Origin of the sequence: Mycobacterium sp. TY814 (genome assembly GCF_030755175.1) — a bacterium.
Classification (GTDB): Bacteria; Actinomycetota; Actinomycetes; order Mycobacteriales; family Mycobacteriaceae; genus Mycobacterium.
Map to the genome: position 1 here is coordinate 1,530,920 of NZ_JAUFRY010000001.1, position 19,345 is coordinate 1,550,264.

Annotated in this window: 19 protein-coding genes; 7 read left to right on the forward strand and 12 right to left on the reverse strand. The window is 67.0% G+C overall.

Annotation, left to right across the window (positions count from 1 at the left end; genetic code table 11):
• Window position 1 precedes the first annotated feature (1 nt).
• The 4 genes from QXH22_RS06730 to fdxA are packed head-to-tail and all read right to left on the reverse strand — an operon-like array spanning window position 2 to window position 3,788.
• Window positions 2-1,198 (reverse strand): PPE family protein, encoded by a 1,197-nt coding sequence (locus QXH22_RS06730; protein ID WP_306244378.1) that lies wholly within the window; start codon window positions 1,196-1,198, stop codon window positions 2-4.
• A 31-nt stretch (window positions 1,199-1,229) separates the two neighbouring features.
• Window positions 1,230-2,402, reverse strand: coding sequence for a PPE family protein (locus QXH22_RS06735; RefSeq protein WP_306244379.1), 1,173 nt, complete (start codon window positions 2,400-2,402; stop codon window positions 1,230-1,232).
• 31 nt (window positions 2,403-2,433) lie between these two features.
• The gene (locus QXH22_RS06740; RefSeq protein WP_306275211.1) at window positions 2,434-3,456 is read right to left on the reverse strand and encodes a PPE family protein; all 1,023 of its coding nucleotides are present in this window, start codon (window positions 3,454-3,456) and stop codon (window positions 2,434-2,436) included.
• 2 nt (window positions 3,457-3,458) lie between these two features.
• Window positions 3,459-3,788: a ferredoxin gene (gene fdxA, locus QXH22_RS06745; RefSeq protein WP_306244381.1), complete on the reverse strand. Its 330-nt coding sequence runs from the start codon at window positions 3,786-3,788 to the stop codon at window positions 3,459-3,461.
• Between the two features lie 329 nt (window positions 3,789-4,117).
• On the opposite strand from fdxA, the gene QXH22_RS06750 reads away from it, so the two are divergent.
• Window positions 4,118-5,095: a LysR family transcriptional regulator gene (locus QXH22_RS06750; protein ID WP_306241937.1), complete on the forward strand. Its 978-nt coding sequence runs from the start codon at window positions 4,118-4,120 to the stop codon at window positions 5,093-5,095.
• Window positions 5,096-5,126: 31 nt separating this feature from the next.
• Here the strand turns inward: QXH22_RS06750 and QXH22_RS06755 are convergent, their stop codons facing one another.
• Window positions 5,127-5,858, reverse strand: a complete 732-nt coding sequence (locus QXH22_RS06755) for a phosphoadenylyl-sulfate reductase (protein ID WP_306241938.1) — start codon at window positions 5,856-5,858, stop codon at window positions 5,127-5,129.
• 423 nt (window positions 5,859-6,281) lie between these two features.
• On the opposite strand from QXH22_RS06755, the gene QXH22_RS06760 reads away from it, so the two are divergent.
• The gene (locus QXH22_RS06760) at window positions 6,282-7,766 is read left to right on the forward strand and encodes a NarK/NasA family nitrate transporter (RefSeq protein WP_306241939.1); all 1,485 of its coding nucleotides are present in this window, start codon (window positions 6,282-6,284) and stop codon (window positions 7,764-7,766) included.
• A 73-nt stretch (window positions 7,767-7,839) separates the two neighbouring features.
• Entirely contained in the window at window positions 7,840-8,103 is a 264-nt protein-coding gene (locus QXH22_RS06765) for a hypothetical protein (RefSeq protein WP_306275212.1), read from the forward strand.
• A 4-nt stretch (window positions 8,104-8,107) separates the two neighbouring features.
• Here the strand turns inward: QXH22_RS06765 and QXH22_RS06770 are convergent, their stop codons facing one another.
• Window positions 8,108-8,872 (reverse strand): SOS response-associated peptidase, encoded by a 765-nt coding sequence (locus QXH22_RS06770; protein WP_306241941.1) that lies wholly within the window; start codon window positions 8,870-8,872, stop codon window positions 8,108-8,110.
• Between the two features lie 44 nt (window positions 8,873-8,916).
• Here QXH22_RS06770 and aroA point away from each other — a divergent pair, with 44 nt between their 5' ends.
• Together aroA and rsgA are read left to right on the forward strand one after the other, a co-directional pair.
• Window positions 8,917-10,200, forward strand: coding sequence for a 3-phosphoshikimate 1-carboxyvinyltransferase (gene aroA, locus QXH22_RS06775; RefSeq protein ID WP_306241942.1), 1,284 nt, complete (start codon window positions 8,917-8,919; stop codon window positions 10,198-10,200).
• Window positions 10,197-11,177: a ribosome small subunit-dependent GTPase A gene (gene rsgA / locus QXH22_RS06780; RefSeq protein ID WP_306241943.1), complete on the forward strand. Its 981-nt coding sequence runs from the start codon at window positions 10,197-10,199 to the stop codon at window positions 11,175-11,177. Before aroA ends, rsgA begins: the two co-directional genes overlap by 4 nt.
• Here the strand turns inward: rsgA and QXH22_RS06785 are convergent.
• A complete protein-coding gene (locus QXH22_RS06785) occupies window positions 11,164-11,637 on the reverse strand; it encodes a helix-turn-helix domain-containing protein (protein ID WP_306241945.1) in 474 nt (157 codons plus the stop codon). The genes rsgA and QXH22_RS06785 overlap by 14 nt on opposite strands.
• A 96-nt stretch (window positions 11,638-11,733) precedes the next feature.
• Here QXH22_RS06785 and QXH22_RS06790 point away from each other — a divergent pair, with 96 nt between their 5' ends.
• Both QXH22_RS06790 and QXH22_RS06795 read left to right on the forward strand, forming a co-directional pair.
• Window positions 11,734-12,924 carry a thiolase family protein gene (locus QXH22_RS06790; protein ID WP_306275213.1) on the forward strand — a complete coding sequence of 397 codons (1,191 nt, stop codon included), beginning with the start codon at window positions 11,734-11,736 and terminating at the stop codon, window positions 12,922-12,924.
• Window positions 12,921-13,430, forward strand: a complete 510-nt coding sequence (locus QXH22_RS06795) for a DUF302 domain-containing protein (RefSeq protein WP_306241947.1) — start codon at window positions 12,921-12,923, stop codon at window positions 13,428-13,430. Before QXH22_RS06790 ends, QXH22_RS06795 begins: the two co-directional genes overlap by 4 nt.
• On the opposite strand, the gene QXH22_RS06800 is transcribed toward QXH22_RS06795, so the two are convergent.
• The 5 genes from QXH22_RS06800 to QXH22_RS06820 are packed head-to-tail and all read right to left on the reverse strand — an operon-like array spanning window position 13,404 to window position 19,330.
• Window positions 13,404-14,705: a carboxylesterase family protein gene (locus QXH22_RS06800; protein ID WP_306241948.1), complete on the reverse strand. Its 1,302-nt coding sequence runs from the start codon at window positions 14,703-14,705 to the stop codon at window positions 13,404-13,406. The two genes, QXH22_RS06795 and QXH22_RS06800, sit on opposite strands and share 27 nt — an antisense overlap.
• Before the next feature lie 8 nt (window positions 14,706-14,713).
• Window positions 14,714-15,589 carry a 3-keto-5-aminohexanoate cleavage protein gene (locus tag QXH22_RS06805; RefSeq protein WP_306241949.1) on the reverse strand — a complete coding sequence of 292 codons (876 nt, stop codon included), beginning with the start codon at window positions 15,587-15,589 and terminating at the stop codon, window positions 14,714-14,716.
• A gap of 4 nt (window positions 15,590-15,593) precedes the next feature.
• Window positions 15,594-16,130, reverse strand: a complete 537-nt coding sequence (locus QXH22_RS06810; protein ID WP_306241950.1) for a hypothetical protein — start codon at window positions 16,128-16,130, stop codon at window positions 15,594-15,596.
• The gene (locus QXH22_RS06815; protein WP_306241951.1) at window positions 16,131-17,852 is read right to left on the reverse strand and encodes a GMC oxidoreductase; all 1,722 of its coding nucleotides are present in this window, start codon (window positions 17,850-17,852) and stop codon (window positions 16,131-16,133) included. It abuts the gene before it with no gap.
• Window positions 17,849-19,330 (reverse strand): NAD(P)/FAD-dependent oxidoreductase, encoded by a 1,482-nt coding sequence (locus QXH22_RS06820; RefSeq protein WP_306241952.1) that lies wholly within the window; start codon window positions 19,328-19,330, stop codon window positions 17,849-17,851. Before QXH22_RS06820 ends, QXH22_RS06815 begins: the two co-directional genes overlap by 4 nt.
• Window positions 19,331-19,345: the final 15 nt, after the last annotated feature.

Consider the following 19,345-nt stretch of genomic DNA (forward strand, 5'->3'; position numbering starts at 1 on the left):
GCTAACCGGCGAACGGTGGGCGGGTCATGACCGTGGGACGGACGCCGTATTTGGGACTTGCGCCGCCCTGACCCATCCCCGGGCCGGCCAGCGGCATGCCGCCGAGCAGGTTGCCGGGCCCTGCGGCGTCGGACGAGGCGGGTGCGAGGTTCTCCACCACGAGCGGCCCCGAATGTCCGGTCACCGGGTTCGCCCCGGCCCAAGTCGGGGGGACCGACAATTTTCCGATAGACGCGGCGTTACCCAGTCCGGCCGACGTCGGCCCACCGCCACCGCTAAGCATTCCGCCCAGACCTCCCAGACCCTTGGGAACGGCGGCCGCGGCATCCGGCGCCGCGCCGCCGATCGCTCCCGTGGTCTTGGCAATCTGCACCCCGAAGTTGGCCATACCGACGCTGAAGTACGGCAAGCCTTCGGTGTTGTACCAGAGGGCGGAGTAGCTGTTATAGCCGGTAACCAGGGTGCCGAGGTTGTTGGGCAGCGTGTTCTGCCCGCTCAACAGGAACCAGATCTCGGTGAGCACCGGATTGGACTGGATCGACGAAAGGGGCGACGCCAGACTCTGCAGCTGATTCGGCAATCCGTTGATCAATTGAGTCAGCGTGGACTGCGCGGTACCCGCTGAGCCGACTCCGCTGGTAACGGCGGTGGCTTGCAGTGCCTGGGCGGCCGGGTTGGCGATCTGAGGTGCCGCGGTGAAGGGCGCCAGCCTGGTCGCTGCCGCGGACTGACCCGCGTATCCGTACATGGCGGTGGCGTCCTGTGCCCACATCTGGCCGTACTGCGCCTCGTTGGCTGCGATGGCACTGGCGTTCTGGCCCAGCAGGTTGGTGTTCAGCAACTGCGTCAGCTCAACACGATTGGCCGCCACCAGCGGCGAGGGCACCGTCGCAGCGATCGCGGTCTCGTACGCCGCCGCGGCCAGTCGGGCCTGTGTGGCCGCTTGTTCGGCTTGCTCCGCGGTCGTGCTCAGCCAGGCCAGGTAGGGTATGGCGGCCCGTGCCATCAGTGCCGACGCCGGCCCCAGCCACTCTTCCCCGCTCAGTGTGGCCAGCACCTTGTCATACCCGCTTGCAGCCGAATTGAGTTCTGCTGCAAGCGCACTCCAGGCCGCTGCCGCACTCATCAGTGGGCCTGACCCCGGGCCCGAATACATCAACGCCGAGTTGATCTCCGGCGGTATAGCTCCAAAATCCAGCATGTTGACCCCTTATCTGTTCCTGGTCGCTTCATCCGGCCGACGGCGGGCGGGTTACCACCTTGTAGCGCAGCCCGTACTTGTGGACATAGCCTGCGGTTCGTCGTCCTCCGGCCCCGGTAGGCATCCCACCGAGCACGGTGTTGCCCGTTCCCGATGTCGAAGTGGTTTGGAGGGAAACATCTTTCGCGACGACGGACGGATTGGCTGCTGGCGACCAAGAGGCCCAGTTCGGCGGAACCGACAGCGTCCCGACCTTGCCTGCCTGACCCGCACTCGCCGACGCGGCGCCACCGGACCCCAGATGGGCGAACTGTGGCGTCGGGTACCAGGCGCCGCCACCTCCGGCCGTGGTTCCCCCGGGTCCGAACGTCAAAGTCTGGTCGAGGTTGTAGCCGTGGTAGCCCGTTCCGTAGGCGTTATAAATCTGCAAGAGGTTGTGGAACCACGTGTAGTACGTGGCCTGGTTGATGCCGGAGGTATTCCACGCGGTGGGTATCTCGTTCAACGGCCACGGCAACGCCGATGGGTTTGTCATGAAATCCGTGAGAAGCTGCTGCAACGACTGGGGCGCGGTGGTCGCCGAACCCGTCGACGCGACCATCTGGGCGGAGTTCCCGGCCGGCGTCGCGACGGCCTGCGCAACCGCGACGTTCTGACCCCCAATTGCATTGGGGGCCATCGTATTCGGCGGCGATGTGAACGGAGTCAGGTCCCGGGCGGTCGCCGACGCGGACGCGTAACCGTACATGGCGGCGGCATCTTGGGCCCACATCTCCATGTACTGGGCCTCGGTGGCCGCGATCGCCGGAGTATTCTGGCCGAAGAAGTTCGTCTCGATCAGCGTCATCAGCAGAATTCGGTTGGCTGCCACTATATTTGGAGGCACCGTCATCGCAAACGCTGCCTCGAAGGCACCGGCGGCCAGCCGCGCCTGACTGGCAGTCTGTTCGGCCAGCGCCGCCGCCGCACCGAGCCAGCTGACATACGGGGCGACCGCAGACATCATCGCAGCCGACGCGGGCCCAACCCACGGGGCGCTGTTCAGCTCCGAGAGTTTGGAGCTGTAGCCGGCCGCTGCGGTGTCCAATTCTGCGGCCAGTTCGTCCCAGGCCGCCGCGGCCAGCACCATCGGCTCTGCTCCCGGCCCGGAATACATCCGGCCGGAGTTGATTTCGGGCGGCAACGCACCGAAGTCGAACACCTGATCCCCCTGTTCTCCGCCAAAACCGGATTCAGTCACCGTGTTCCGTTGTTGTCGTGTGCCACCCGCCGGCGGGCCGAGCGAGCTGCGGATCCGCGACGTGGACCAGATGGATCGGCTCGCAGACCCAGCCCCGCGGCAGTGGCTCCGCGGCAGGGGCGGCGGTCTCCGTGATCCAAATCGGCGGTACAGTCAGGCGCCCCAGGGGTTTTCCCCGACCGAGAGCGGCGGCGCAGTCGCCCGCACTCCCGGGGCCCGGTGAGAGGCAAGCCAATGCCGCCGCCTTGTTGAGTCCATTCAGATAGAAGATCGCGAAGTCGGACGGGGCGCTCAGGGACGCCAGCCTGGACAGAGAGGCTGTGATCGGCGACAGAGTCACGTCGAAGGAAGCCAGTGGCGAACGGCAGAGCGCACGCAGCGCATCGGGAATCGTCGCGATCACCTGGCACCCAGCCGAGATGATCTCCGGGCCTACCCGCAGCGCCCAGGCGCGAGAAGGCGGGCAGGAGGCACCGCCTTGTGCTGTCGACACGGGCGTCCCACCGGGCGGCGGAGTGAACGGAGTCAATACCGCGGCTTCGGCCGACGCACGGGCGTAGGCATACATTGCATTGGCGTTTGTCGTCCACATCTGCTCGTACGCCGCGTCGATCTCCGCGATCGCCGGACTCGTTTGGCCCAGGCAATTGGTCGCGGACAAGGAAAGCCGATGCGCGCGGTTCGCGCTGATGTCGTCCGGGTGAACCAAGGCCGCGAAGGCCGACTCGTGGGCGCTCGCCGCCGCCGAGGCCCGGGTAGCCGCCTGCTCGGCTTGGGTCGCGGTGAGTGCGAGCCACCTCAGGTACGGTGTGGCGGCGTCGCGCATCGCGATCGCCGCGGCGCCTTTCCATTCCTCTGCGAGCGTCGCGGTCGCCTCACGGCAATATGCCACCGTCTCCGAGAGATTCGCCGCCAGCCGGTCCCAGGCATCGGCGGCCTGCAACAATGATTCCGATCCGGGACCGGAATGCATTCGGCCGGAATTGATCTCCGGCGCCTGCCTCCCGAAATCCATCCCTAGCCCTGGTGAGTTGAGCCGGAGCGCAGGCTCTTGACGGCGTCGGGATCGTCTTCGGTCACTCCGACTTTCGCCGCACCGCCCGGCGATCCGAGGTCCGCAAAAAAAGCAGCGTTGATCTGAAGGTACTGACTGAACTCGGCGGGCAAATCTTCTTCGTAACTGATGGACTCGACCGGGCATACCGGTTCGCAGGCACCGCAGTCAACGCACTCGTCAGGGTGGATGTAAAGCATCCGGAGGCCCTCGTATATGCAGTCGACAGGGCATTCCTCCACGCATGCCTTGTCTTTGATGTCGACGCAGGGTTCAGCTATCACGTATGTCACTAATGTTCCTCCCCACTTATTGCTGAACGGCAAGTTCGGCAGGTCTGTTGCGGGCTCAACGCCTTCGCGGCGGCCGATAGCGGCCAAGGAGAAATAGCGTCACACCGCAACAGAATCGGCGCGTCCCTGTGCCGATCATGGCTCCGATTCTTCCGCGAAGAATCGGGCGGCAGTAGAGGGTCTGATGTTGTGAAGTCACACGGTTAGGTTGTGTCAGTTCGGGTGCGCCGCATAACGAATGGCCATCCAGGAACAGGTCAGCGGATGCGCTGCGATAAAGCGCAGCGTCTTGCCAGCTCATTACAAGCTAATTGTGATTTCGTGGAAACATGGCGTTAAGTTCCTATATGCCCGAACTCGCCTCGTTCGAAGTTCTGTTGGCGATCGCGGAGACCGGCAGTCTTGGTGGAGCTGCCCGTGAACTAGGAATGACCCAGCAGGGAGTATCCAGACGCCTTGCGTCGATGGAAGCCCAAGCAGGCGTGGCCTTAGCCGTTCGGACGACGCGTGGCTCGGATCTCACACCCGCAGGAGTCGTCGTCGCCGAGTGGGCCGCCCGCCTGCTCGACGTCGCCCGCGACATCGACGCCGGCCTCGGCTCCCTCCGCGAAGGGCGTCGCCAGCGGATCAAGGTGGCGGCCAGCCAGACGATAGCCGAGCACCTCATGCCCCAGTGGCTGCTGTCTCTGCAGGCCGCCAACAGTCATGGCGACGCCGCCCCACAGGTGATTCTGACCGCCACCACCAGCGAGCAGGCCATCGCGGCGGTCCGGCACGGCGCCGTCGATCTTGGCTTCGTCGAAAAGCCAGGTCCATTAACGGGATTGGGTAGCTGCGTGGTGGGACACGACGAACTGGTCGTGGTAGTGCCGCCGAGCCACAAATGGGCTCGGCGATCACCGGTCATCAGCGCCCTCGAGTTGGCCCAGACACCGCTGGTTTGCCGCGAACCCCATTCCGGTATCCGCGATTCACTCACTGTGGCGCTGCTTCATGTGCTCGGCGACAACCTGCGGCAGCCGCCGCCGGTGCTCGAACTATCCTCGGCAGCAGCGGTTCGTGCTGCCGTCCTGGCCGGTGCGGGACCGGCGGCTATGAGCCGGCTGGCCGTGGGCGACGATCTCGCGGTGGGCCGATTGCGTGCCATTGCCGTGCCCGAACTCGATCTGGGACGGCAACTTCGTGCGGTCTGGGTGGGCGGACGGACTCCCCCCGCCGGCGCCATACGGACGCTGCTGCGCCACATCAGTAGCCTCCGTTGTGAGCAACCGGCATCAGCTGACGAGCTGACTCTGGAAAGGACCTAGCAGGCGACTCCTGCCGGTGCACGGTGCGAGCTTAGGAAAGGTGCAAACCGCATTCGGTCTTGCTTCGTCCCTGCCAGCGCCCGCTGCGGGGATCGGCCCCCACCGCCGGCCTGGCGGTGCACGGCTCGCAGCCGATGGACAAATAGCCCTCATCCACCAGCGGGTTCACCCATACATTGTTCTCGGCGATGTAGTTCTGGACATCCTGTTCGGTCCATGCAGCCAGCGGATTGACCTTCACCAGGTGAAATACCTCATCAAAGGAGATCAGCGGGGCGTTGGCGCGAGACGGCGCCTCCACCCGGCGCAGCCCGCTCACCCACGCGGAGAATCCGCGCAGCGCCCTGGCCAACGGGACAACCTTGCGCAGCCGACAGCATTCGTTGGGGTCGCGGGCGAACAGATCGCTACCCATCAACTCGTCCTGCTCGGCCACGGTGTGCGCGGGCGTGATGTTCAGGAGCCCGATGTCGTAGCGGGCATCGATCGCATCACGACTGCCTATGGTTTCCGCGAAGTGGTAACCGGTGTCCAGGAATATGACCGGAACTCCTGGGCGGACCTTGACGGCGTGATCGATCAGCACGGCGTCCTGCATGTTCGAGGCGACGACGTAGTCGCACGAAGACTGCCCATCGACTTCCGTTGCACCGCCGAAGGTCTCGTCCGTCCAGCGCAACAGATCGGCAGCGCCGGCACCGGCCAGCTCCGCCGCCCCCCGGTCGGCCAGCTCACGCAGCCGGACCTCATTGCGATCGTTCACAGCCGACTCATTCCGTCGCCCCCGTTATGAATGCGCTTCTGAAGCAGAGTTTTCCAGTCTCCCGGAGCTCAATGGCCCGGCGCGCTCCTTCATCAGGGCCATGACTTCAATCCTGCCCCGCCGGAATCGATTTCAGTAGAGATTGGCAGTTGTGACCCCACACGAATGAGTTGTGACCGCATGGCTGCCGAAGTCTGATGAATGGCAGTACCACGTCCAGAGCAAGCGCATATTCAAAATTGCAGCTGCACAACGTATTTCATTCATTTGCTGCGGAGCGCGCGACTTTACCGCCCCCTCCCTTCAGCAACTCTTCAGGTATTGCCCAGCAGTTTGCAGCCTCGAAATCTGCGTCATGACGCCACCGGCCTGGCAACCTGGTTTCTCGATGCCGTTACACCAGCGGGGAATTCGAGGATTGTGATGGAACAGCAGGTCCTGAGCCAAGACGGGGAATCACCATCGAACCCGGGCTGCCCCACAGAGAGAGCCATCGGCTCGCGACCGCACTGGGAGAGGGTTCGAAGCCCGATGCGACGCTCGCGTCATATTGCACATTGGGATCCCGAGGATCTGACCGCCTGGGAAGGGGGCAACAACGTCATTGCGCGGCGCAATCTGATCTGTTCGGTGATGACGGTGCACCTCGGCTACTCGATATGGTCTTTGTGGGCGGTGATGGCGCTGTTCATGCCCGAGGACGTATACGGATTTTCTGCGGCCGACAAGCTCCTGCTCAGTTCCACCGCCACGCTGGTCGGAGCGTGCCTGCGCATTCCCTATGCGCTGGGCACTCCGATCTTCGGAGCTCGTGTGTGGACGGTCTTCTCCGCTTGGGTGCTGATCATTCCCACGGTCGGAGCGATGGTGCTGCTGGACCATCCGGGGCTGCCGTTGTGGCCCTACCTGGTGTGCGCAGGCCTCAGCGGGTTGGGCGGCGGAAATTTCGCGGCGTCGATGTCCAATGCGAACGCCTTCTATCCGCACCGACTCAAGGGGCGGGCGCTGGGGTTGACCGGGGGGCTCGGCAACCTCGGTGTCGCCGGAATCCAGATGGTGGGGCTGCTGGTCATCGCGCTTGCCGGAGACCGGCAGCCATACTGGGTTTGCGCGGTGTACCTCGTGCTCCTGGCGGTGACCGGACTCGCGGGGACGCTGTTCATGAATGACCTGGAGCAACACCGGATCCAGGCGCCTCACCTCGCAAGGATCCTGCCGTCCATCCTGTCCAACCGGAACACCTGGTTTCTCGCCCTGCTCTATCTCGGCACCTTCGGCTCGTTCATCGGCTTCGCATTTGCGTTCGGCCAGATCATGCATATGGAGTTCCGTGCCGACGGAGAGAGTGCCGGGCAGGCGTCGCTGCACGCCGCGGCGCTGAGCTTTATCGGACCGCTGGTGGCGGCGGCAGCCAGAATTTACGGGGGCCGGCTTGCTGACCGGTGCGGCGGGAGCCGCGTCACCCTCGCGGTGTTCACCGCCATGGTGCCCGCCACCGGTGTGGTGCTCATCATGAGCACTCTCGACGACCAGTCCGGCGGCGACTCCGGAGCCACGATGGTCGGCTACATCGGCGGCTTCATCGCCTTGTTCATTCTTGCCGGCCTCGGCAACGGTTCGGTCTACAAGATGATTCCGACACTTTTCGAGGCCTCCAGCAACTCCGCGGAACTCGATGCTGCCGGACATCCCTCACCACGTGTCATCTCGGGAGTGGTAATCGGCTTCGTCGCGGGGCTCGGCTCACTGGGTGGCGTGGGCATCAACCTCGCTCTGCGGCAGTCCTACCTCAGCACCGGCTCCGAAACCTGCGCGTTCTGGATCTTCATGTGCTACTACGCCGCTGCCGGGCTGCTGACCTGGGCGGCATACGTGCGCCGACCCGCCCTGGCGTCAGTTGGGCAATGAGTCACCGGATTCACCCTCGCGGCTCGGGTAAAAACCCGATCGACCTGTCGCGAAACCACTTACGATGCCGACCATGCCCACGCCAGAAGACCTCGACAGCGTCCTAGCAAATCTCAGTGCGCGGGTCGCCGCGGTGGAACGAACGCAGGCCGACTATCGCTCGATGACCGAAGCGATCAAGGCGTTCGGCGACACTCAGCGATTGCTGGCCGATGTGCTGCGGTCGAATATCAGCGAGATGCGATCGACGGCCGACGATTCCAATCAGCGCATCCGCGCCCTCGAGGCGTCCGTTGCGACGATCGTGGGGCTGCTCGGGCAGTCGATTCAGCGCTGACCGACTACAAGAGCGTCATCTGCCCGGGCTCCGGCTCTGCCGGCTCCAACAGCTCCGGTCCGTTGTTGCGGATGTTGTTGACCAGCTTCGATACCTCGCGCAGCTCGATGTCGTGCACATCCGGTGGACGGGCCAGCAACTCGGGATCCAGCGGCGCATCCGGATTCAACCAGGCATCCCAGTCGCCCTCGCCGAGCATCAGCGGCATGCGGTCGTGAATTTCGGCCAGCTCGCCCACGGCGTCGGTGGTGATGATGGTGCAACTCAGCAGCGGCTTGGCTTCTTTGTCCGCCTTCCACACCGACCACAACCCGGCGGCGAACAGCGGTTCGCCATCGCTGCGATACATGAAAAACGGCGTCTTGCCCGCTTTCTTGGCCGTGCCCCCGTCGGGATTCGCGCGCCATTCGTAGTAGCCGTCCATGGGCACCAGGCACCGTTTGCTCTTGGCCGAAGCCCGGAAGGCGGGCGACGTGGCGACCTTGTCGGCACGGGCGTTGATCAGCAGCGGGCCCTTGTTCTCCGGCGCGCCATCCGGACCCGCCTTGACCCAGGGCGGCAACAGGCCCCACCGCATCAGCCGCACCCGGCGGGTGGCCTGGTCGTCCGGCTCGTCATGGCGGGTCACCACCGTCGCGATCGTGGTGGTGGGCGCCACGTTGTAGTTGGGCTCGGATGCCCGTTCGTCGGTGCCCGTGGCCTCGTCGATTGCCTTGATCTTCTCGGCCAGCAGGGCCGGATCGGTGGTGACTGCAAAACGTCCACACATATCTCCAATGGTGGCAGACATGGCTGACACGGAATGATGGACCGGTGAGCGCATGGCAGGCCCCCTCCACGACGGCGCCGGTGCACGCCACCGTCACCGTTCCAGGCTCGAAATCCCAGACCAACCGCACCCTGATCCTGGCTGCGCTGGCGGCCGCGCAGGGCCGGGGCACCTCCACCATCACCGGCGCCCTGCGCAGCCGCGACACCGACCTGATGATCGGCGCGCTGCAGACGCTGGGCCTGCATGTCGAGGGCGCCGGGTCCGGCCTGACGGTCAGCGGCCGCATCGACCCCGCCCCCGATGCCCGGGTGGACTGCGGGCTGGCCGGCACCGTCCTGCGCTTCGTGCCACCACTGGCCGCGCTGAGCGCCGGCGCGGTCACCTTCGACGGCGACGAGCAGGCGCGCGCCCGGCCGATCGCCCCGCTGCTCGACGCGCTGCGCGGACTGGGCGTGCCGGTGGACGGCTCGGGATTGCCGTTCCGGGTGCAGGGCAACGGCGCGGTGGCGGGTGGCACCGTGGCCATCGACGCCTCGGCGTCCTCGCAGTTCGTCTCAGGCCTGCTGCTGTCCGGCGCGTCCTTCACCGAGGGCCTGACGGTGCAGCACACCGGTGCGTCGCTGCCGTCGGCACCGCACATCGCCATGACGGTGGCCATGCTGCGGCAGGCCGGTGTGGTCGTCGACGACGCGCAGCCCAACCGCTGGCAGGTGCTGCCCGGCACCGTCGCGGCACGGCACTGGGAGGTCGAACCCGACCTGACCAACGCGGTCGCATTCCTCGCCGCGGCGGTGGTGACCGGCGGCACCGTACGCATCACCGGCTGGCCGCAGCACAGCGTGCAGCCTGCCGCACACATCATGGACGTGCTGAACAAGACGGGTGCTGTCGTCACACAGGGTGATTCGATCCTGGAGGTACGGGGCGCGGCGGACTACGACGGCTTCGACGTCGACCTGCGCGACGTGGGCGAGCTGACACCGACGGTGGCGGCGCTGGCGGCCCTGGCAGCGACGGGCGCCACCTCCCGGCTGAGCGGTATCGCGCACCTGCGCGGCCACGAGACCGACCGGTTGGCCGCACTGAGCACCGAGATCAACCGCCTCGGCGGCGACTGCCGGGAAACCGAAGACGGACTGGTGATCACCGCGACGCCGCTGCGGGCGGGCCTCTGGCACGCCTACGCCGATCACCGGATGGCGATGGCGGGCGCCATCGTCGGGTTGCGGGTTCCCGGCGTCGAAGTCGACGACATCGCCGCGACCACCAAGACGCTGCCCGAATTCCCGCAACTGTGGGGCGACATGGTGGGTTCTAACGCTTGAGGCCTGGCGACTACGACGAATCCGACGTCAAGGTCCGATCCGGCAAGGGATCGCGGCCCCGGACCAAGACTCGTCCGCAGCACGCCGACGCCGAGTCCGCCATGGTGGTCAGTGTCGACCGCGGCCGCTGGGGATGTGTCCTGGGCGGGGACCCCGAGCGCCGCGTCGTCGCCATGCGGGCCCGCGAACTGGGTCGCACCCCGATCGTTGTGGGCGACGACGTGGACATCGTCGGTGACCTGTCCGGGCGAACCGACACCCTGGCCCGCATCGTCCGTCGCGGTCCCCGACGAACGGTGTTGCGGCGCACCGCCGATGACACCGACCCGACCGAACGGGTGGTGGTCGCCAATGCCGATCAGCTGCTGATGGTGGTGGCCCTGGCCGACCCGCCGCCGCGCAGCGGTCTGGTGGACCGCGCGCTGATCGCCGCGTACGCCGGCGGCCTGCGGCCCATCCTGTGTCTGACCAAGACCGACCTGGCGCCGCCTGAACCGTTCGCCGAGCAGTTCGTCGACCTGGACCTCACGGTGGTGGCCGCGGGCGTCGACGATCCGCTACTGGCAGTGGCCGACCTGCTCGACGACAAGATCACGGTACTGCTGGGACATTCCGGGGTGGGCAAGTCGACCTTGGTCAACCGCCTGGTGCCCGCTGCGGACCGGGCGGTCGGTGAGGTCACCGACATCGGCCGTGGCCGGCACACCTCCACGCAGTCGGTCGCGCTCCCGCTGGCGAACGGCGGCTGGGTGATCGACACGCCCGGCATCCGCTCGTTCGGGCTGGCGCATATTCAGCCGGACGACGTGATGAAGGCGTTCTCCGATCTCTCCGACGCCATCGAAGACTGCCCGCGCGGCTGCGGCCACATGGGCCCACCGGCCGACCCCGAATGCGCGCTGGACGCGCTTGCCGGGACCGCGCCGCGTCGCATCGCGGCGGCGCGCCGGCTGCTGGCCACCCTCAGGGAGACTTGACCACCCGCATACCCAGCTCGTCCGCCGGCACGAGATGCCCTTCAGCGCAACGTATCTGGACTTCGGCTGCGGCGCCGCAACCCAGGTGTTCCAGCCTGAGCCGATGGCGCCCCGGCAGATGCCGCTGCCCCCACTGGAACATCGACCACACCACCGGCATGAACTCGATGCCGGACTCGGTGAGCACATACTCGTCGCGGCTGCGCTGCCCGGGCTCCCGGTAGGGCCGGCGCTCCAGCAGCCCCAGGTCGACGAGCTCGGCCAGCCGCGCCGAGGTTGCCGCCTTGGTGATGCCCACCCGGCGGGCGAAGTCGTCGAACCGGGTGGTGCCGTAGTAGGCCTCGCGCATGATCAGCATCGCGGACTTGGTGCCGACCACGGCCATGGTCTTCTCAATCGCGCACTCCCCGACCGCCGACCACGCATCCCGATCGGCCAGCCTGCCCTGCAGCATTGTCACGCACATCACCTCCCGACCTGGGTTGCTTTCACTATACCTAGGTGTTATAGCTGGATATAGCAGAACATACTCAGCTGCTGGACTCAAGGAGGAGCCATGACCCGTGACGCCGTAATCGTCGGCGCTGTTCGCACCCCCGTCGGCAAAGGCAAGGCCAACGGTGCGTTGCACGACGTGCTGCCGGCCGACCTGCTGGCACACAGCCTGCGCGAGGTGGTGGCCCGTACCGGCGTGGACCCGGCCCGGATCGACGACGTCATCGCCGGCGCCGTCACCCAGGTCGGCGACCAGGCCGTCAACATCGCCCGTAATGCGTTGCTGGGAGCCGGTTTTCCGGAGTCGGTGCCCGGAACCACGGTCGACCGGCAGTGCGGCAGCAGCCAGCAGGCGATCAGCTTTGCCGCCCAGGGCGTGATCGCGGGCGCCTACGACATCGTCATCGCCGCCGGCGTGGAGTCGATGAGCCGGGTACCGATGGGCACCTCGGTGTTGCCGGGCAGCAACCCGTTCGGCGAGGACATGACGCGGCGCTACCCAGACGGACTCGTCCCACAGGGCATCAGCGCGGAGCTGATCGCCGCGAAGTGGGGCTTCTCGCGCGCCCAACTCGACGAGTTCTCCACGGCCAGCCACGAGAAGGCCGCCCGTGCCACCAAGGACGGATTGTTCGACAACGAACTCATCCCGATCGCCGGGCTGTCCACCGACGAGATCATCCGCCCGGGCACGACAGTCGACACGCTGGCCGGGTTGAAGCCGGCGTTCTACAGCGAAGCCACGGCGGCCCGGTTCCCGCAGATCACCTGGCAGATCACGCCGGGCAATTCCTCGCCGCTGTCCGACGGCAGCGCCGCGGTGATGATCACCAGCAGCGAGGTGGCGGCGAAGCTGGGCCTGAAGCCGCTGGCCCGCATCCACACCGCCACCGCGGTGGGCTCCGACCCGCTCTACATGCTGACCGGGGTCATACCCGCCACCGAACGAGTGCTGCAGCGTGCCGGACTGACGCTGGCCGACATCGATCTGTTCGAGGTCAACGAGGCGTTCGCGCCGGTTGTCCTGGCGTGGGCGAAAGACGTCGACGGGGACCAGACTGGCATCCTCGAGCGGACCAACGTCAACGGCGGCGCCATCGCGATCGGCCACCCGCTGGGCGCCAGCGGCGCCCGCATCATGACCACCATGGTCAATGCTTTGGAGCAGCGTGGCGGACGTTACGCGCTGCAGACGATGTGCGAGGGCGGCGGCATGGCCAACGCCACTATCGTCGAGCGCCTGGGCCGATGACACGCGAAATCCAGTTCGACGGCGTGCGGGTGCGCTACGACAGCAGCAAGAGTTACGACGAGGTGGTTGCCGCGTTGCTGGCCGACATCGGCCGGCAACCGGTCCCCATCGCCGCGGTCACCCAACCGTGCGACGACTGGGACACCTATCGGGCCACCGTCGAAAAGCACGTCGGACCAAGCGGTTTCATGCTCTTCGCGCTGATCGATCATGGCACCTGGCTGCCAAATGCGGGCATCGAACGCCGGGCGCTGCGGGTCATTCTCGGCAATCCCCTGATTGCGATCACCATGCTGCGCCACGACGTGACCGCGGGCCTGTTCGCCCCGGTCGAACTGCTGATCCTGGACGAGCCGGACGGCAGCAGTCTGACCTACGTCAAACCGTCGTCGCTGATGGTCGTCGAGCCGAATCCGGAGTTGCTCAGCGCCGCAGAGCAACTCGACGCCAAGCTGGCGGCGTTGGCCGAGAAGGTCACCTCAGATTCTGAGCGAGGAACAACCTAGCCCGGCGACGCCGTGGTGGGCGAAGGCAGCCCAGTAACCCCGTACCTTGCGACCCAGTTCGATGTCGATCGGGTCAGGCCCGGGACCGAGCATCGGCGCGTCGGCCCAGCACTCCGGTGTGCCGAACAGGAGCGGCAATTCGATGCAGTGACAGGCGCGAAGCGGTGCGCCCGGCGGTGCCCAGTCCACCCGGAAGGTCGCGGCCGCACCGCCGTTCGATGTCCAGAACTTGGCGAGCTCACGCGCCGGCGCGCCGAATATTCGCCTCGTCAGAACGTCGCCCACTATTCGTGCGATGACCCGGCCCGGTAGACCCAGACGCGCGAGTCGCCGGCCTCGGGAGTCCATCGCGACGAAGGCGTCGGCATCATTGCGGGTGTAGCCGACGAGGAGCTCGACCCGGCCTGCCGCCTCGGCGAGTACCCGGCTTTCGTCGCGCGCGGACGGCAGCGGGTCGGTACCGGCGATCGGCGCGAACGGGAAACCGCCGAGCATGCCGAATCGCTGTGCGGTTGTCACGGCGGCATTCTGGGCGTCGAGCAGCTGTTCGACGGTGGCCTCGCCGGGTGCGACACCGGCGAGGGCGGCAAGCACCGCCTCCCGCATGGCAGCCGTCATCGCCTGCCTGCCCTTGCGCAGGCCGAGTGGCGCGCTTTGCAGGATTGCGCGGGTGAACAGACCCGCGGTCTGGCTGCTGAGCATCAGCGACAGCACCGAATCTCCGCCTGCCGATTGACCGAAGATCGTCACACGCGACGGGTCGCCGCCGAACGCCGCGATGTACTGCTGGGTCCACCGCAACGCCAGAATCTGATCCCGCAGCCCCAGATTGGCTGCCCCGTCGGGGCTGAGGTATCCGAAGATGCCCAGACGGTAGCTGACGTTGACGACGACGACCCGGCCTTCCCTGACCAGCGCGTCGGGGTCGTACTTGGGCGCCTCACCGCTGCCCGACATGTACGCGCCGCCGTGGAACCACACCATCACCGGCAACCCCTGGGCGTCACGAGGCGCGGTGACCGAAAGCACCTGACAGTGCTCGCTTTTCGCCAGATCGTCGGCTATCGGCCCATTGACGAAGTCCAACCGCGACGGCAACTGCGGGCATGCCGCACCGCGCCGGGTCGCGTCCAGCACATCCCGGTGCCGCGGCGCGGGCACCGGCGCGGCGAATCGCCCGGCGGTCGCATAGGGGATGCCGCGGGCCCTGACAAGAGTGCCGTCGTCGTCGACAAGCACTGGGCCGCAACCCAGCTCGAGGAGTCTCGCTGCCACCGGGTCAGCTACCGCAGCCGTGGCAATCCGAGTATCTGCGCGGCCTCCTCAGCAGTGGCCACGGCACGTCCGGCTTGTTCGCAGAGCTCCACGGCCTCGTTCACGAGTTCCACGTTGGTCGGGGTGCGGTCACCCCGGTAGAACTCCAGTCCCAGGTGCAGGTGCCCGCCGCGCTCGAGCGCGAGCCTGGCCAGCGGGCTGGCGCACAGGTCACCTCCGACGACGGAGACTGCCCACGGAATGTCACACCCCGCAAGCAGTTCCAGATACGCCTCAAGTGCACGCTCGGTCGGGGGCAGCCCGAACGGCGCTCCCAGGTAGCCCAGTTCGGTGGAGAAGTAGAGCTTGATCATCGCGCCCTGCGGCAACCTCCCCGCTCGCCACCAGGCGAGGGTGGTCCGCAGGAAGCCGGGTTCGTAGATGGCCAGACTGGGACCCAGTCCGGCTTGGTGGCAGATCTCGAACGCGCGGCTGATGGTGTCAAAGGAGTTGCTGTAGACCAGATTTCCGGTGGGAACGCCATCGGCGTCGGTGCCGCCGAGGTTGACCGACCCGGGATCGGCCAGCCCGACACGCAGCCCGGCCGCGGCGAGCGGAAGAAGGTGTTCATACGAGATGGAAAAGCCCTCGCCGAAGTGGATCGTTGGGTAGAGCAGCGCGTCGGGCCGGGCCGCGAGGACGGGCCGCCACGCTTGCAGATAACGCTCGGCGGCCTCCTCCACACTCACGCCGTAGCGGTCGATGTGGTTGTGGATGATCGCCGCACCGGCCTCGATGCAGGCCAGCGCGTCGGCGGTGATCTCCGAAGGATCAACGGGCACATGGGGATTGGCCGACTTCGGAGTTGCGCCGTTGATGGCGCACTCGATGATGACGGGACCCACGTACTCAGAGCCAGCCGGTGCGGGCCGCGGCCACCGGCTCGGGAGGTGACGGGGCCAACTGGCCCTCGCGCACCCCGTCGAGCATCCGCTTGACGGTGGCGACGATCTCGGGCGCCGTTGCGGCGAGCCCGGTCAGGTCGGCTTCGGTGACGTCGGAGGCGTCGACGCCGGCCCGCTCCAGCACCGCGGCCGGATCGGCCAGTTGACCGGCCAGCCACGACACCGGATCGGCGGAAAGCTCAGGGACGAAGTGCCGCCGCCCGGGCTCCCATCCGTCGAACCGGGGGTGGTGATGGGCGCGGTCCAGGGTGCCCGGCGGGCTCTCGGTGGATCCGAACAGGTCCACCCGCCATACCGGCCGGGTGAACGTGATCGGGATGCCGGCGTAGATCGAGCCCTGCGGATCGGCCCGGTCGACCAGACGGAGTTCGAGCCGCACTCCCCGTTCCGGGGTTTCCTGACCTGTCATCGGGGACGGGTCGACGAAGTACATGTCGCCGACGACCACACCCAGGGTTTCGAATCCGAACGCTGCGAGCATCTATCGAGCGTAGTCCCGGTTGCCCCGCAGTGCCCCCGGCGCACTCGCCGGAACCGCCGGGCTGACCGGCGGCACCGGATCGACGCGGACGTAGGACGAGCCCAGGGGCGGGCGCGGATCCCGCTCGCCCTTGTTCGGCCACAGCGACGCGGCGCGCTCGGCCAGCGCGGTGATGGTGAGCGACGGATTCACGCCCAGGTTCGCGGTGATGGTCGAGCCGTCGATGACGTGCAAACCGGGGTGCCCGTGCATGCGGTGGTAGGGGTCCACGACACCGTCTGCCGCGGTCTCGCCGATGACACAGCCGCCGATGAAGTGACCCGTCATCGGAATGTCCGCCAGATCCGCCCAGGCCCCGCCGGCGATGCCGTCGGTGTGCTCGGCCGCCCGGCGGGCGACCTCGTGGCCGACGGGTATCCAGGTCGGGTTCGGCTCGCCCACGCCTTGCCGGGTCACCATGCGCCGACCGAACAGCCCACGCCTGGTGAAGGTGGTGAGCGAGTTGTCGTGAGTCTGCATCACCAGCAGCGGGATGGTCTGTTGCGACCAGCGGCGCGGGTTGAGCAGCCGGCGCAGGTCCTGGCGTTGGCGCACAAGCTCTTTCATCCCGGTCCGCCAGCGGCCACGCCGTCTTCCGACACCGTCCAGTCCATCGACGAGGACCGTGCCCATCAGCCCCATCAGGTTGGAGTCGTGACCGTAACGACAGGGTTCGACGTGGGTGTGCTCGTCCGGGTGGATCGACGACGTGATGGCGACTCCCTCGGAGTAGTCGACATCGTCACGGCGCGCCCGCACCGCCAGAATGGCCTCGGAGTTGGTGCGCGACAACTCCCCCAGTCGCGGCGAGATGCGCGGGAGGCTGCCGCCGTCGCGCAGCCGGTGCAGCAGGCGCTGGGTGCCGAGCGCGGCCGCCGAGAACACCACCTGCTCGGCGGTGAACGTCCGGCGCCGGCGGCGGATCTTGCTCCCGGTGCGACGGGTTATCACGTCGTAGCCGCCGTCGCCGCGTGGCCGGACATCGACCACGGTGGTCAGCGGATGGATTGTCGCGCCGAGTTTTTCGGCCAGGTACAGGTAGTTCTTGACCAGCGTGTTCTTGGCATTGTGCCGGCAGCCGGTCATGCACTCGCCGCAGTGCAGGCAGGCGTTGCGGTTCGGGCCGGCACCACCGAAATAGGGGTCACCCACCGGCGCACCCGGCGCGGCCAGGCCTTCCGCGTCGCTGAAACACACCCCGACGGGGGTGGCGTGAAAGGAGTCGGCGACGCCCAGGTCGGTGGCGATCTGCAACATCACCTTGTCCGAAGGTGTTGTGCGCGGATAGGTTTCGACGCCGAGCATCCGGGTGGCCTGGTCGTACCAGGGGGTGAGCTCGTCTTTCCAGTCGGTGATGCCGCTCCAGCGCGGGTCGGCGAAGAACGAGTCCCCGGGCTGGTACAGCGTGTTGGCATAGACCAGCGAGCCACCGCCCACCCCGGCGCCACTGAGCACCACAGCGTCCGACAACACGTCGATCCGCTGGATGCCGTAGCAGCCGACCGACGGCTTGAACAGGTAATCCCGTACGTGCCAGCTGTTCTTGGCGAAGTCCTCGTCGCGGAACCGCCGGCCCGCTTCGAGAACGCCTACCCGGTAACCCTTTTCGCTCAGGCGCAGTGCGGTCACGCTGCCGCCGAAGCCGGACCCGATGACGAGCACGTCGTAGTCGAAGCCAGTCATGCGTTGACCTCCGCCCGTACCGGTAGCACTTCGTGATAGTCGTCGAGAGCCGCGAACCGGGTGCGGCGCTGATATTCGTGGACCAGTCCCGGCCAGTTGGTGGTAACCCGGCCCGACGAGGTGCGGTACCAGGAGTCGCAGGTGGTCCACACCCCGCGCTCCAGGCGGGACTGCACCCCCGAGTCGTAGGACTGCTCGACATCGCGCCGGACCTCGAATGCCCGAGCCACCCCGCCGCGGGCCAGCTCCTGCACGATCTGCCGGATGTAGCGGGCCTGCTGTTCCATCATCAGGATGATCGAGCTGCTGCCGAGATTGGTGTTGGGGCCGTAGATCAGGAACATGTTCGGAAAGCCCGGAACGGCCATGCCGAGGTGGGCGCGGGCGCCCTCGGCCCACTCGGTGTGCAGGTCGCGGCCCTCGCGGCCGGTGATGGTCATCGGGGCGAGGAATTCGGTGGCCTTGAATCCGGTGCCGTAGATGATCACGTCGACCTCGTGCAGCCGGCCGTCCGCGGTGCGCACGCCCGTCGGCGTCACCTCGCGGATGGTGCCGGTCTCGACGTCGACGTTGTCGCACGCCAGGGCCTGGTACCACTCACTGCTGAACAGCACGCGCTTGCAGCCGATCGGATAGTCGGGCGTGAGCTTGGCCCGCAGCACCGGATCCTTGATGTGGCGCTTGAGGTTTGACATCGCGAGGGTCTTCAGCACCCGCGCCAGCGGGGCCGCCTTGGTCAGCGCGAAGCCCAGTAGTTCGGTGGTCTCCCAGATGGTTCCGCGCATGGCGGCGGCGAATCCGGGGACCTTCGCGAACGCGGCGTGGTGCTTGTCGGTGTAGGCGCGATCCAGCTTGGGCACCACGTAGGGCGCGGAGCGCTGAAAGACCGTCACCTGCGCCGCATCCTGGCGGATGCGCGGGACGAACTGGATCGCCGATGCGCCGGTGCCCAGGACGGCCACCCGCTTGCCGGTCAGGTCGACGTCGTGGCGCCATTGCGCGGAGTGGAACGAGGGACCGGCGAACGTGTCGAGCCCCGGGATGTTCGGCAGCGCCGGCCGCGACAGCTGCCCGACCGCGGGCACCAGCACGTCGGCTTTGAGGGTGTCGCCGGACGAGGTCGTCACCCGCCAGGTGGCGGTGCCGTCGTCGTATTCGGCGGAGGTGACCTCGACGCCGGTGCGCACCAGTCCGCGCAGACCGAACCGGTCGGCGGTGTCGTGGATGTAGTCCAGGATGTCGGGCTGCTCGGCGTACCGCCTGCCCCAGTCGGTCTTGCGGGAGAAGGAGTAGGAGTACAGGTTCGACGGGACGTCGCAGGCGGCGCCGGGGTAGGTGTTCTCCCGCCACACGCCGCCGATGTCGTCGGCCTTCTCCAGCACCGTGACGTCGGCGAGACCGTCCTTGGACAGCTCGTAGGCGGCGGCCAGGCCTCCGAAGCCGGCCCCGATCACTAAAACGCGGGGTGTCGATGTCATACGTTCGACGTTAGA

Coding starts and splice junctions, on each gene's coding strand:
- QXH22_RS06795 (WP_306241947.1), top strand. CDS start 12,921: ATGACACGCGAAATCCAGTTCGACGGCGTGCGGGTGCGCTACGACAGC.
- QXH22_RS06760 (WP_306241939.1), top strand. CDS start 6,282: ATGGAACAGCAGGTCCTGAGCCAAGACGGGGAATCACCATCGAACCCG.
- QXH22_RS06815 (WP_306241951.1), bottom strand. CDS start 17,852: ATGACTGGCTTCGACTACGACGTGCTCGTCATCGGGTCCGGCTTCGGC.
- QXH22_RS06820 (WP_306241952.1), bottom strand. CDS start 19,330: ATGACATCGACACCCCGCGTTTTAGTGATCGGGGCCGGCTTCGGAGGC.
- QXH22_RS06770 (WP_306241941.1), bottom strand. CDS start 8,872: ATGTGTGGACGTTTTGCAGTCACCACCGATCCGGCCCTGCTGGCCGAG.
- QXH22_RS06790 (WP_306275213.1), top strand. CDS start 11,734: ATGACCCGTGACGCCGTAATCGTCGGCGCTGTTCGCACCCCCGTCGGC.
- QXH22_RS06740 (WP_306275211.1), bottom strand. CDS start 3,456: ATGGATTTCGGGAGGCAGGCGCCGGAGATCAATTCCGGCCGAATGCAT.
- QXH22_RS06810 (WP_306241950.1), bottom strand. CDS start 16,130: ATGCTCGCAGCGTTCGGATTCGAAACCCTGGGTGTGGTCGTCGGCGAC.
- QXH22_RS06750 (WP_306241937.1), top strand. CDS start 4,118: ATGGCGTTAAGTTCCTATATGCCCGAACTCGCCTCGTTCGAAGTTCTG.
- QXH22_RS06765 (WP_306275212.1), top strand. CDS start 7,840: ATGCCCACGCCAGAAGACCTCGACAGCGTCCTAGCAAATCTCAGTGCG.